The sequence below is a fragment of the Exiguobacterium sp. SH0S1 genome, from assembly GCF_004337165.1.
In the GTDB taxonomy this organism is placed as follows: domain Bacteria; phylum Bacillota; class Bacilli; order Exiguobacteriales; family Exiguobacteriaceae; genus Exiguobacterium; species Exiguobacterium aurantiacum_A.
Window position 1 is genome coordinate 255,133 of the sequence record NZ_SJVC01000001.1, and the last position, 12,432, is coordinate 267,564.

At 50.1% G+C, this 12,432-nt stretch carries 18 protein-coding genes; 13 read left to right on the forward strand and 5 right to left on the reverse strand.

Features of this window, described 5'->3' with window-relative positions; translation table 11 throughout:
• Positions 1-40: 40 nt before the first annotated feature.
• A complete protein-coding gene (locus EVJ20_RS01245; RefSeq protein ID WP_071399502.1) occupies positions 41-1,207 on the reverse strand; it encodes an FtsW/RodA/SpoVE family cell cycle protein in 1,167 nt (388 codons plus the stop codon).
• Between the two features lie 149 nt (positions 1,208-1,356).
• Between EVJ20_RS01245 and fabI the strand changes: the two genes are divergently transcribed.
• Complete coding sequence (fabI, locus tag EVJ20_RS01250) at positions 1,357-2,130, forward strand: enoyl-ACP reductase FabI (protein WP_071399503.1); 774 nt, start codon at positions 1,357-1,359, stop codon at positions 2,128-2,130.
• 83 nt (positions 2,131-2,213) lie between these two features.
• Complete coding sequence (locus EVJ20_RS01255; protein ID WP_016510315.1) at positions 2,214-2,402, forward strand: hypothetical protein; 189 nt, start codon at positions 2,214-2,216, stop codon at positions 2,400-2,402.
• Positions 2,403-2,404: 2 nt separating this feature from the next.
• On the opposite strand, the gene EVJ20_RS01260 is transcribed toward EVJ20_RS01255, so the two are convergent.
• Complete coding sequence (locus tag EVJ20_RS01260) at positions 2,405-2,914, reverse strand: YjcG family protein (RefSeq protein ID WP_070327620.1); 510 nt, start codon at positions 2,912-2,914, stop codon at positions 2,405-2,407.
• A gap of 174 nt (positions 2,915-3,088) precedes the next feature.
• Between EVJ20_RS01260 and EVJ20_RS01265 the strand changes: the two genes are divergently transcribed.
• Genes EVJ20_RS01265 through EVJ20_RS01280 form a run of 4 tightly spaced genes read left to right on the forward strand, consistent with a single transcriptional unit; the run spans position 3,089 to position 4,936 of the window.
• A complete protein-coding gene (locus EVJ20_RS01265) occupies positions 3,089-3,634 on the forward strand; it encodes a phosphatidylglycerophosphatase A family protein (RefSeq protein WP_070327619.1) in 546 nt (181 codons plus the stop codon).
• Entirely contained in the window at positions 3,634-4,218 is a 585-nt protein-coding gene (locus EVJ20_RS01270; RefSeq protein ID WP_070327618.1) for a phosphatase PAP2 family protein, read from the forward strand. The genes EVJ20_RS01265 and EVJ20_RS01270 overlap by 1 nt, the downstream gene beginning before the upstream one ends.
• Positions 4,215-4,748 carry a hypothetical protein gene (locus EVJ20_RS01275; protein ID WP_131470811.1) on the forward strand — a complete coding sequence of 178 codons (534 nt, stop codon included), beginning with the start codon at positions 4,215-4,217 and terminating at the stop codon, positions 4,746-4,748. The genes EVJ20_RS01270 and EVJ20_RS01275 overlap by 4 nt, the downstream gene beginning before the upstream one ends.
• Positions 4,745-4,936: a hypothetical protein gene (locus EVJ20_RS01280; protein WP_131465395.1), complete on the forward strand. Its 192-nt coding sequence runs from the start codon at positions 4,745-4,747 to the stop codon at positions 4,934-4,936. Before EVJ20_RS01275 ends, EVJ20_RS01280 begins: the two co-directional genes overlap by 4 nt.
• Positions 4,937-4,949: 13 nt before the next feature.
• On the opposite strand, the gene EVJ20_RS01285 is transcribed toward EVJ20_RS01280, so the two are convergent.
• Both EVJ20_RS01285 and EVJ20_RS01290 read right to left on the reverse strand, forming a co-directional pair.
• On the reverse strand, positions 4,950-5,237 hold the full coding sequence (locus tag EVJ20_RS01285; RefSeq protein ID WP_070327615.1) for a hypothetical protein: 288 nt from the start codon (positions 5,235-5,237) through the stop codon (positions 4,950-4,952).
• Positions 5,238-5,509: 272 nt separating this feature from the next.
• The gene (locus EVJ20_RS01290; protein ID WP_131440409.1) at positions 5,510-6,241 is read right to left on the reverse strand and encodes a hypothetical protein; all 732 of its coding nucleotides are present in this window, start codon (positions 6,239-6,241) and stop codon (positions 5,510-5,512) included.
• A 151-nt stretch (positions 6,242-6,392) separates the two neighbouring features.
• Here EVJ20_RS01290 and EVJ20_RS01295 point away from each other — a divergent pair, with 151 nt between their 5' ends.
• The 7 genes from EVJ20_RS01295 to nadE all read left to right on the forward strand — a co-directional run bounded on the left by EVJ20_RS01295 (position 6,393) and on the right by nadE (position 11,991).
• On the forward strand, positions 6,393-6,959 hold the full coding sequence (locus EVJ20_RS01295; RefSeq protein ID WP_070327613.1) for a GNAT family N-acetyltransferase: 567 nt from the start codon (positions 6,393-6,395) through the stop codon (positions 6,957-6,959).
• Positions 6,960-6,961: 2 nt separating this feature from the next.
• Positions 6,962-8,233, forward strand: coding sequence for an alpha/beta fold hydrolase (locus EVJ20_RS01300; protein ID WP_161567020.1), 1,272 nt, complete (start codon positions 6,962-6,964; stop codon positions 8,231-8,233).
• A gap of 67 nt (positions 8,234-8,300) precedes the next feature.
• The gene (locus tag EVJ20_RS01305) at positions 8,301-8,540 is read left to right on the forward strand and encodes a hypothetical protein (protein WP_070327611.1); all 240 of its coding nucleotides are present in this window, start codon (positions 8,301-8,303) and stop codon (positions 8,538-8,540) included.
• 70 nt (positions 8,541-8,610) lie between these two features.
• The gene (locus EVJ20_RS01310; protein WP_201738982.1) at positions 8,611-9,702 is read left to right on the forward strand and encodes a virulence factor; all 1,092 of its coding nucleotides are present in this window, start codon (positions 8,611-8,613) and stop codon (positions 9,700-9,702) included.
• Positions 9,703-9,942: 240 nt separating this feature from the next.
• Positions 9,943-10,137, forward strand: a complete 195-nt coding sequence (locus EVJ20_RS01315) for a hypothetical protein (protein WP_070327609.1) — start codon at positions 9,943-9,945, stop codon at positions 10,135-10,137.
• A 100-nt stretch (positions 10,138-10,237) separates the two neighbouring features.
• The gene (locus EVJ20_RS01320; RefSeq protein WP_236633407.1) at positions 10,238-11,059 is read left to right on the forward strand and encodes a BsuPI-related putative proteinase inhibitor; all 822 of its coding nucleotides are present in this window, start codon (positions 10,238-10,240) and stop codon (positions 11,057-11,059) included.
• A gap of 116 nt (positions 11,060-11,175) precedes the next feature.
• Positions 11,176-11,991 carry an ammonia-dependent NAD(+) synthetase gene (nadE, locus tag EVJ20_RS01325; protein WP_070327608.1) on the forward strand — a complete coding sequence of 272 codons (816 nt, stop codon included), beginning with the start codon at positions 11,176-11,178 and terminating at the stop codon, positions 11,989-11,991.
• Between the two features lie 51 nt (positions 11,992-12,042).
• On the opposite strand, the gene EVJ20_RS01330 is transcribed toward nadE, so the two are convergent.
• On the reverse strand, positions 12,043-12,432 hold the full coding sequence (locus EVJ20_RS01330) for a disulfide bond formation protein B (protein ID WP_070327607.1): 390 nt from the start codon (positions 12,430-12,432) through the stop codon (positions 12,043-12,045).

Here is a 12,432-nt window from a genome sequence, read left to right on the forward strand (position 1 = left end):
CAAAACATAGCCCCGCGCTCAAATGAGTGCGGGGCTATGTTTAATCGTCGTCAAACATATACGTTTTTGATTTTGAGGCGACGTTCATGACGAGCCCGATGGCAATCATGTTCATGATGATCCCGGTACCCCCGTAACTGATGAACGGCAAGGTCAAACCGGTGATCGGGAGGACACCGATTGTCATTCCGATATTTTGGAAGATCTGGAACGTGAACATGGCGATGACGGCGGTCACGATGTAACTTCCGAACGGACTGCTCGCTTCGAGCGCGATATGAATCATCCGGTACAAGAACAAGAAGAAGACGATAATCACGATTGCTGCACCGATAAAACCATAATGCTCAGCGATGACGGCGAAAATAAAATCGGTCTGCGACTCTGGTAGATAGACTAAACCTTGACCATAGCCAGTTCCGAACATTTGACCAGAACCGATGGCTTGAAGCGATTTGATCAACTGGAACGCTAAATCGTCAGAGTACTCATATGGGTAAATCCATGCTTGAAAGCGATTCAAGGCGTGGCCCGGAACGAAGCTTTGAAGCACCTCGAAATGCGAGAAAAACAAGTACATGAACCCACCGATCGTCACGGCGGCAGCGCTAAATAGACCGAGCAACCACTTCCAACCGATTCCTGACACGATGATGATGGCACCGAGCATCGTGATTAAAACAAGCCCGGTCCCTAAGTCTGGTTGCGTGACAATCAGCCCAAGAGGCGGGATAGCGAGTAATACTAGTTTCATTAACAGCCACGCATCCTGTTGAGACGAACCGTAACGTTTATTGTGGTCGTAGACGATTGTGGCCATGGAAATAAGTAAAAACAACTTCATAAATTCAGCTGGTTGAAAACTGAAACCAGGCACATTATACCATCCATACGCCCCATTAATATTTGGAACGAGTGTGGTATCCCGGAGCGGAATTAAGCCAACTAAAAGCAATAAACCAAAGGAGTAGAGATACCAATGAATTTTTCGCAACTGCTCGTATTCGATTGTCATGATGGCAAACATGGCGACGAATCCGATGATGTAACGGATTCCTTGATCGAAGGCGAAGTTAATATGTTGTAATCGTGTTGGCAACATCGGTTGTGCCGTGTAAATGGCGCCTAGGCTAATGACCATCAAGAAGAAGACGATTGTCAGAAGTGTCGTGTCTAAACTTTTTAAATAAGATTGAATGCGGTTCATGATGAAGTCGTCTCACCCTTTCTATACGTAGTTTATCTTACCGTAACTATAAAAAATCGCAATACGTTACGAGGCGGTTGACAAAACAGACACCATTCTGTAATCTGATAACAGATATTATAACCAGGTACTAAAAAGGGGAGTTCACAATGTCAATTTATCCAACGTTAACGAACAAGACGTACGTCGTCATGGGGATTGCCAATAAACGCTCGATCGCTTGGGCGATCGCGAAAACGCTCGACGCGGCAGGAGCGAAGCTCGTGCTCACTTATGCGTCTGAACGTTTCAAGTCAGGTCTCGAATCACTCGCTGCTGAATTGAGCCAAGAAGCACTGTTGCTTGAGTGTGATGTGACGAACGATGAAGCGATCGACACGACGTTCCGTTCGATCCATGAGCAAGTCGGTCTGATTCAAGGGATTGCGCATTCAATCGCTTTCGCGGATAAAGAAGCGTTGCGCGGTGAATTCTCGGAGATGACGCGCGGTCAGTTCGCACAAGCGCTCGATATTTCGGCGTACAGTTTGACGGCGGTCGTCAAGGCGGCAAAACCTTACTTCGCAGAGAACGCTTCGGTCATCACGCTCACGTATCTCGGAGGGGAACGGGTCGTACCGAACTACAACTTGATGGGTGTCGCTAAGGCCGCGCTCGATTCGAGCGTCAAATATTTGGCGAACGAATACGGCCCGCAAGGCGTACAAGTCAACGCGATCTCGGCTGGACCGATTCGGACGTTGTCGGCGAAAGGCGTCGGCGACTTTAACAGCATCTTGTCTGAGCTCGAGCAAAAGGCACCACTGCGCCGGAACGTCTCGGCTGAAGAAGTGGCCTCGACCGGTCTATTCTTGTTATCGGGCATGGGGAGCGGCATCACGGGAGAAGTCATCCACGTCGACAGCGGCTACCATATTTTATAAGTTTGGGAAAGGGCGCGTAAATGCGCTCTTTTTGTATTATAGCGTAACCGTTTGGGGTAAGGACTTGTGAGGGAGGGAAGATCATGGGTCCTTATCAGATTGATTTTACGGTCGTCCAATATGGGAATCGCCAGGTCCAACCGACAGAACGGGCGAACATCGAACCGGTCACTCGCATCCAGCGGGTCCAGCGGATTATTCCGCGTCAAGAAGAATGGTTAGAAGCTGAACAAGAAAAAAGCCCCGGTCGTTTCGTCGACCGGAGCGTATAATATTAACCTCGGAACCGGAACGTCTCATAGACGTTCCATGTTTCGTTTTCGAGCTCGTACATGACGGCCATACGGTTGATCGTCTCTTCAAAATGGACTTGTTCCATCCGCATCCGTTCGAGCACATCGAACAGCTCGGCGTCGGTCAGATCTTGTCCGATCGTGATGTGCGGGAGGAACTCGTACTTCGGAGGCTGATCGAGTGCACCTTCGTGTAAGCGAGTTTGTAGCGCTGCGAGTTCGCGCGTCGGCAACACTTTTAAGTAAAGGACGTTGTTCGTCGGCGCGAACGAGCGGGCACCGTCGATCTTCAACTGAATCGGCTTCGTCGTTTCAGCGATTTGTTGTAAATACTCGAGCACTTTTGGTAACTCGGCTTCGTCGACTTCGGTACGTTCTTTGATCGTCACGTGTGGCGAAATCAAAGCGTACTTCGTATCGTACCGTTTTCGATACGAGTTGGCGAAGTCTTGAACTTGTTTTGATGGAAATAAGACTACCCCAATCTTCATTCCAGTTCCCCCTTTATGAATGGTCTACTAGTTTATGATGACCGATTTATCGAATGAAGTCAAAGTGGGCTTAGTGTTTTTTTTTAAGTTTTCAGTATAATAGAGAATGAGTACTTCGAGACATGCTGTTCTCGAGATGAAGGGATGTGACGCGGGTAATTGCCCGCAACAATTATGAAACAAGTACCACACTCACGAGACGTAACAGAGGCTGCACGGGCCCGTTTGATTGAACGGGGCGTATCGATCGAATCGATCGCAGAGATCGTCTACCAAATGCAGGCGCCTTATTCACCGCACTTATCATTAAAAGACTGCATCGAGTCGGTTGAGGCCGTCCTTGAGAAACGCGAACTCCAACACGCGATTCTCGTCGGCTCAGAGCTCGATATGTTAGCCGAAAAAGGGCAGTTGTCAGAACCGCTCCTTTCAATCGTCGCTTCAGATGAAGGCCTATTCGGAGTCGATGAGACGATCGCGATCGGGGCCGTCAACACGTACGGATCGATTGCCGTCACGACGTTCGGTTACTTAGATAAAGCGAAGATCGGGATCATCAAGCAGCTCGATACGAAGATGGACGATGGTCAAGTTCATACGTTCATGGACGACCTTGTCGGTGCGATCGCGGCTAACGCATCGGGCCGTCTCGCGCACCGGTTGCGCGACATGAACGATTTCGGTGAAGACGAGATGCGTGAACGCAAAGGATTATATTGATGCATCGCGCAAAAACACTGACAATCGCCGGGACGCTTGGCTTCGCCATCGTCTCGGTGATTGTCATTTTAGGTGGGGCGGTTTCGCTCGACGGGTTCGTCTATCGGATTGTCGCGCCGTTGTCTGGCCCGCTGTTTGTCTATGTGACGGAACTCGGCAGTGTGAAGGTATTGATCGCCCTCTCCTTTGTCGGCATGCTTTATTGGTTATGGCGCGGGGACAAACTTGAAGCGTTCCGGTTACCGCTCGTCGTCATCGGGACGTTAGTTTTGACTCAACTATTGAAGCGCGTGTACGGGATCGATCGGCCGCTCATCGATGCCGCTCTCGATGCGACGACGTATAGTTTTCCGAGCGGGCACGCCTCGGGTTCGCTCGCCTTGTACGGTTTGCTCGCTTTTAGTTTATACCGGCGAAAGTACTCGCCCGTTTGGGTCGCGGTGCTCGTCGTGCTACTCGTAGCCGTCTCGTTCAGCCGGGTCATTTTGAACGTTCACTATTTCAGTGACGTCGTGGGCGGATGGCTCGTCGCGTTCACGGTGATTGCCGGATCAGAATGGATTATAGGGAGGAAGAATCGTTGATACTCGTGTCTGAAGTTGAAAGTTGGTTGTTTATGGGAAGGGATCAAGCGGACGCGGCGAGTTCGCCGACGATATTGGTCGAAAAAGATGCGACTGGCGCGAAGTCATTTGCGTCGATGCGGACGTTGTTTCAATTGAAGAAATGGACGGGACAACGCCGCTTCGTTCCGCTCCTATCATGTGATGAAACGGGCTATCGCGCCTACGAGGTGTTTCATGTCGACGCGAAGCCACCGTTCGCGCTGCTCGAGCACGGACGTGTTCTGTTGAAAGATAATGAGGTGGACGCGGCCTATGCAGCGGCTCTTGCGAACGAGGGAACAATGTCTGCGGATGAAGTGATCACGTTTGCTTCCGACTACATCGAAGCAGCACTCGGCGAACCGGTCGTGCTCGCAATCAATCGAGAGATTCCGTCGCATGCACACGTGCCGATGGAACTGTTCGTACCGGGCGACGCGATTCAAACGGGTGCGTACTTATTTGCCTGGGCGAACGAAGCACAGAAGGAAAGGAATGAAGCAAAATGAACGAGTGGGAACAAAAGGTCCAAGCGTTACTCGACGGCTCAATCGATGAGTTGCTCGTACCGAAAGACGACTTTTTGACAGTACGGTCACTGTTGATCGAGAAAGAGTGGTTGTTCCAAGTCGTGGGCGCCGCCAAACATGGGGGCGTCACCATCTATCGGAGGAATGAACAAAGCGCGCCCTCATGAGGACGCGCTTTTATTAAGCGTTTGAAGCCAATTTGATTTTTTGTCGTTTTAATTTGTGAAGCAGCCATGCATATAACACTTCACAAGAATGGTGAGGAAGGGTCAGTTCCACGAGTGGGCGCGACTGACCGAATATAGTGAAGCGCGAATGGTCCTCGTCGAGCATCGAGACTTGTATATCGGTCGCTTCTTGAAGCGAAATCCGCTGCTCGCCGGCAATTGCGTCTTTTAATTTCAGCATGTTTCCATTCGTCGCAAACTTGGTGAACGAAGAAATTCCCTGTACTTTCAGTTGTTCCATTTCGTAGATCTATCCATCGACAGATGAATAGATTTTCACCTCGCTTTCTCTATATTGCCTTCCGTCCCTCCAGAAGGTTATTCCTAGTATACCGTCCTATCGTTAAAAGAAAAGACTTAATTTAACGAAAAATTAAGACAATTTGTTATCAATTTTTAAAAATAACGATAAAGTCGTTAGACAAAGCGATTTGGAACGAAATAAAGACGAGCACGATAGCAAAAAAGAGCCTGAATTTTCCAGGCTCTTTTGACTTTCATACACGTATGAACTTAAAATCGTTCGATTTCCCATGCTCGGCGGCGATAGGTCAATTGCCCTTTTAAGGCGATCGATTCCTTCTTGGCGTCAAAGTCTTCTTCAAGCACAGACATGTCCTCGTATCGTCCGGCGACGTAAAACGAGATGGCGACTTGTCGATTGAACAGACTGCGTTTCGTATGGTCGAAATCGATAATCAGCCCTTGTGGGGATAAAGCCAAGATTTCATCGATGACAGGCAGTGGGATCGGGACGAAGCTGATATTACGGATGTCACGGTCGAGTTTACTTTGAAGCACGCTTTGCAGGAACTGATTGATCGTCGACCAGTCTTTTATGTAGAGGCTACTGTGACGATCGTTCGACTCGTTGAAATAAGCGATCTCATTTTGGATCGAGTTGAGGAACGGCGCTTTCAGCCCTCGTTCCATGTGGCTCAAAAACAAGATTTCCGCAATCTCATGGTCTGATAATGATTCGAGTAAATTATAGTCGGGAAAGTCGATGGCGGTGAAACTCGTCTGGTTGTTCAAGTATTTCGTCGAGAACGTTGAGAGTTCGTGTGCCTCGATATAGCGAAACCTCGTCCGGGATGATTGTCTCATCCCTTTAATGTCTGTTCGACAGATGATCATCGGTCGGGCGAGTGATAACGCTTCGACGACATCCGTCAGTGTCACCCCATGAAGGGTAAAACGTTGTAGTTCCCGGTCTTGTTTAATGTAGAACAACTGTTTTGACATATTAATCCCCTCAGTTCGAAGTCACTACAATTTGATTTTAGCAAATCCGTCTCGAGTGTGCCATGTTGGAGCGGTCGAGATGATTGAGATGATGGTTTTTGAGGAAAACTAGGTATAATTAGAGAAAAGGTAGAAGAAAGGCGGGTTCAGCATGTGGGGGTTGAAGAAGAGTTTTCCAGAGCTCGCTACAGATCGTTTTATCCTGAGAGAACTCGAGCCTAGGGACGCACGGGCACTCTACGTGATCCTCTCGACCGAGGAAGTCATGCGCTATTACGGATCTGATCCGTTGCTTGCCGTGTATGAGGCGAAGAACGTCATCGCCTATTTTAAAGATCAATTTCAACAAGGGAAAGCGATTCGATGGGCGATATGTGACCGTGTGACCGATGAGCTCGTCGGGACGATCGGCTTTCATAACTGGACGCCCCAATATTTCAGGGCTGAAATCGGATTTGAAGTCGCGCCTAGTCATTGGCGCAGAGGTGTCGCCTATGAAGCGGCGACAGCCGTCATCGGGTACGGGTTCGACGAGTTCAAGTTTCACCGGATCTCGGCGCTCGTCGCACCAGAGAACGATGGGTCAAATCGGTTGGTGCGAAAGCTCGGCTTCACCGAGGAAGGCTTGCTGCACGACTATGCTTACAGTCACGGCCGTTTTATGGACTTGACGATGTACCGTCTACTAAAAGACGAATGGTCACAGAGAGGGAGATGACGATGAGACAAGTTGTATTGCTTCACGGCCTATGTGGGTCACCGGATTATTTTGACGAGCTCGTCCCGATGCTTGAAGCGGATGTGTACGCGTTGACGCTTCCAGGACATGATGACACCGAATCGGGTCCCGAGACGATCGATCAATTCGCGGATTGGGTGATCAGAGAGATACGTTTGCGCGAGCTCGATCGTCCGGTCGTACTGGGACATTCGTTCGGCGGATACATCACGACGAACCTTGTTCGACGCTATCCGGATGAATTATCTGGCTTCGGGTTGATTCATTCGACGGCCGGCGCGGATTCGGATCAAGCGAAGGCGAAACGAAACGCCGCGATTGAGAAAGTGATCGAAGAAGGTGTCCATCCGTTCATCGACGAGATGATCCCAGGCGTGTTCGCCCCGGATTCTGATCACACACTCATCGAACGTGCTAAACGAATCGGCTTCAACATGTCGAAAGAAGGAATCATCTCAGCTCAAGAAGCGATTCGGGACCGGAATGATGAGACAGGAACGGTGCGCGAGACGAACTTGCCCGGATTGTTTATTTACGGCTCGAAAGACCCGAACATGGACGCGGAACGAGCTTTCATGGGGGCGGAGCGTCATACAAAACAGACGGTGCAAGCCAGTCATATGGGGATGATGGAGGCGCCTGAAACCGAAGCGCAACTCATTAACGCTTGGCTCGACGCGGAAGTGCGCTCGGTGCATAAGTTCAAACTGATCGCCGTATCAGGCAGTTTGCGTAAAGCATCGTTCAATACGGCGCTACTTCATTCAATCATCGAACTCGGTCGTGATCGGTTTGACGTGGAGGTCGCATCCATCGAATTGCCGCTCTATAATGACGACTTGATTGACCCGGATGAACCGGACGTCGTTGTCGCGTTCAAGCAAGTGGTCAGAGAAGCGGACGGTCTGCTCGTCGTTACCCCGGAGTACAATCACAGCATACCCGGCGTCTTAAAGAATGCGATCGACTGGCTATCGCTCGAACCGGGAACGCCACTTCGTGATAAACCGGTCATGATTGCCGGCGCCTCACCCGGCATGCTCGGGACGGTAAGGTGTCAAGTCCACCTCCGACAAGTATTTGCCACAAATCGGGCAAACGTTTTACCAGGAAACGAAATCTTTATCACGCATTGCAAAGAGAAGATTGGTGCTAAAGGACTTGAACATGAACCATCAATCCAACAAATCGATAGAGTGTTATCTGAGTATTACAATTGGATTGATTTTTGGAAGCGTAACGCAAAAAAATAACTTGAAGTCACGACCTTTGTCTGATAGAAATGAATTGTGAAAACAAACACAAAGGGAGCGACAACACATGGAAACGTATATCGAACTGTACAACGGCGGCGAGTTAGGGGACCAGGCAGTCATCAATGACGGGATGACGTTCGGCCGGGTCACGATTGTGGAATTATTTTATCAGACGAACCACATCTTCGGTTACGTGAAAGCGGACGGGGAGAAACGCTTCTTCCTAGAACCGATTGCTGGAGATGACACGTTCGACGTCGAAGGAGAGCGCTATTCCCTCCAACAGTTCATCGCCCTATTTTGATGTTCACGACGCAAGCGACTCGCTTGCGTTTTTTTGTTGTTTTCGTCACGATTGGTGTGAGGTGATGAAGATGAAACTTGTAGCAATTGAACCAACACCAAGTCCGAACAATTTAAAGATCATTGTCGAACCGGCTTTTTCTGGCCGCGGGATCACATATGACAAGGCGAGTCAGGACGTCCCGGAGACGATCCGAGACATCATCGCGTTACGAGGCGTCAAATCGGTATACGCCGTCTCTGATTTTTTAGCGGTCGAACGGCATCCGAAACACGATTGGCACGACGTCATGAACGACATTCGTCGCGCGTTCGGCGAAGACGTCGCTGAAGGAGAAGCGAGCCAGTTGACGGCAGACTATGAGCCGGTCCACGTATCGGTCCAGTTCGTATTAGACGTCCCGATGCAGTTGAAACTCGTCAAAGGCGACGAGGAGAAACGGGTCGGTTTGTCTAAACGCTTTGTCGACGCAGCGATGCAGGTACAGCAGCAAGTGAAAAACGTCATTCAAGATCGCCGCTGGGTCGAACAAGCTCCGCGTTACGGGGAACTTGAAGACGTGAGTGCTGTCGCTCAAGAAGAGCTTGAAGCGGCCTATCCAGAAGATCGCGTCGCTCGGATTGTCGCCCGTGCTTTCGGGCGTGAGGCGGATTACGAGGCCAACGTGTCGCAACTCCAGTCGGAGGACTGGAAAGCACGGATGGCATTCTTGGATGAACTGCAAATCGAACCGGAGAACATGAATTACTTCCGCCGGGCACTCGAGGACAAGGTGATGGCGATCCGTCGTCAAGCAGTCGTCATGATTGGTATGTTTGAAGAAAATCGGGAGGATTACGTCACCTATATCGAGCAGGCACTCGTCGATCCGTCACCGATCGTGAGACGGACCGCGGGGGACACCGTCTCTGATTGGGCGTTGTCAAAATCTCAGCCATCGATGATCGAGGCGCTCAAAGATAAAAGTAAGCTTGTCCGTTGGCGGGCTGCACGCTTCTTGTTCGACTGTGGTGATGAGCAGGCCGTACCGGCTTTGAAAATCGCCGAGGACGACCGTGAGTTCGAGGTTTCTCTCCAAGCACGTCTCGCCAAAGAGCGAATTACGAGCGGAGAAACGGCACTCGGAACGGTATGGCAACAAATCTCGAACCGTTCGAAATAAACCATTCGACAAGTCAGGTTTGTTCAAATTTACAGTTATAGGAAGTGAGAGGAGTTCGCTTGGCGAATTGCCTCTCTTTTTCGTTTGTCCTTACATAATTCAACCAATCGGTTAACAATCGGTGCCAGTTATTCGACAGACAAGTCGAGCTCGGAGCGGGACTGTCGAACGATAGGACGTTTTTATTTGAATAACGTTGGTACACTGAAAGTATCTTATTTGGACAAAGGAGCAACACTCATGATTCTTTTTGCAGAAACAACTGAACTCGTAGCTTACAAAGAAGTGGTCGATGGCATGATCACCGTCATTTTTGAGACGATTCATAGTGAGACGTTCTCAATCTCTGCACAAGTTCGTTCTGACATCGACGTCGCTGACTCGTTGTTCGTGACCGGTTGGCAGCAATACGTGGAAAACCTACAAGTTTCTTAAAAAAGGTAAATAATATAGGGAAATCCATTACAAACGTCTGCACGAACGTATACACTAGTGCTATAGACGTTTTTTTATTTTGTTGAGGAGAGTGGAATACGTGAAAAAAACTTGGTTGCTAGTCGTGGTCGCTGCGATGATGCTCGTGGTAGCGGCGTGTGGTAAAGAAGAAGCAACTCCGAGCGATGTGGACGGGAACTCGTCGGCAGCTCCAGCTTTATTGACGCTTGAGACGGACGCGAGCTACAATGCCGACACAAAACAATTATCGGCGACGGTTTCGATGACGAACCCGAATGAAGGACCGGTCAAGGTGACCTTCAATTCATCGCAACGTTTTCAGTTGACGGTCATGAACGGAGAAACGACCGTTTTTGATTACGGCAGCGAATATATGTTCACTGAATCAATTATCGAAGAGACGTGGGAACCGGGTGAGACGAAAGTGTTTGACGAAGTGTTCCCGCTCACACTCGAGAGCGGAGAGTATACGGTTGATTTCGTCAGTCTCGCTCAAGTCGAAGGCGCACCAGAGATGGCAGCCACCGATCAAAAAACGTTATCAGTTGAAGCGGTAGAGGCGCCGCCTGCGGAAGAACCGGCAGAAGAGCCTTCTGAAGAGCCTTCTGAAGAGCCAACGGATGAGCCGAGCGAGCAGCCGGCCCAAACGGACGGTGCGTTCAGCGATGTCTCGATTAAGAGAAACGGGAATTTGATTGAAGTGGCTGGGTACACGAACGTCGAGGAGTTCGAATGGAGCGTCTCGGACGGGCATAACGTGTTTGCGCAAGGGGCGTCGCAACCGACGGCCGGCGGCTTCACGTTCGGCGTGTTATTAGATGAGGAACCGACATCAGGACAGTCGCTCTTCCTAGAGATGACACCGATCGGCGGAGACGTCGCATCGTTCCGCGTTCAATAACCGTTAGACGGAAACTCACGTTTCCGTCTTTTTTTTGGAATCCAAACGTATTGACGACAAAACCAGATTGTCAGACAATAAGGCAAACCGACTTACAAACAAGGAGGAAACGAAAGATGCAACAACACATCATCGAATCGACTCATGTGAAATCGCACATCGATCCAGTTCAAGAAGTCCGTCGACGAATCGACTTTTTAAAAACGTACGTCAAACGTGTGGGGGCGAAAGGACTCGTCCTCGGTATTTCAGGTGGACAAGACTCGACACTCGCGGGCAAGTTATGCCAACACGCGATGGAAGAGTTGCGGGCTGAGACCGGCGGCGACTATACGTTTTATGCGGTGCGCCTCCCATACGGCGAACAACATGACGAAGACGACGCCAAGCGGGCGCTTGACTTCATCCGGCCTGACAAGACGTTCACCGTCAACATCAAGCCGGCCGTCGATGCTTCGGTCGAGGCGTTCAAACAAGCAACGACGCTCGAACTCGGCGATTTCCATAAAGGGAACACGAAAGCGCGTGAACGGATGAAAGTCCAATATGACATCGCGGCGACGTTCGGGGCGCTTGTCGTCGGGACTGACCATGCGGCAGAGTATGTGACTGGATTTTATACAAAGCACGGGGACGGGGCAGCCGATTTGACGCCACTCACGGGACTGAGCAAGCGCCAAGGAAAAGCGTTGCTCCATGAGCTCGAAGCGCACGAGAGTCTGATTTATAAAGTGCCGACGGCTGACCTCGAGGACGACAAACCGGGTCTTCCCGATGAAGTCGCACTGGGGATGACGTATGACCAACTCGACGATTATTTAGAAGGGAAAGCCGTCGACCCGGCTATCGCCGAACGGATCGAGACGATCTTTAAACGGTCGCGCCATAAGCACCATATGCCGGCGTCGCTCTATGACGAGTGGTGGCAATAAGCTAAATAAAGAGGAGACGCGGTCAATTTCGACCGTGTCTCCTCTTTCCATTCAACGAACAGTACGTTTTGGAACGAATTGAATAGCTAAAATCAGCGTGAACGCGATGAAGCTCAAGAGCGGGATCGTGACGAACCCGAAGTAGTTCACCCAACGGATGAGACAGTCGTTGCTGCAAAACGCATCCCCGTTCGGAATCCGTTCGAGCACGACGTGGTATAGGCTGATCAGCCAGCCGGCACCGGCCATCAGTCCGATAAAGAGACGGTTGACTTCACGGTTCGTTAACATGATAGTCAAGTAATAAATCGCGAGCGGGTACATGAATATGCGCTGAAACCAGCACAGCTTGCAGGGCAGATAAAGCATGACTTCGGAGAAGTACAAACTTCCAAGCGTCGCGACGGTCGCGACAATAAAGGCAAAATGATGACGTTGCAT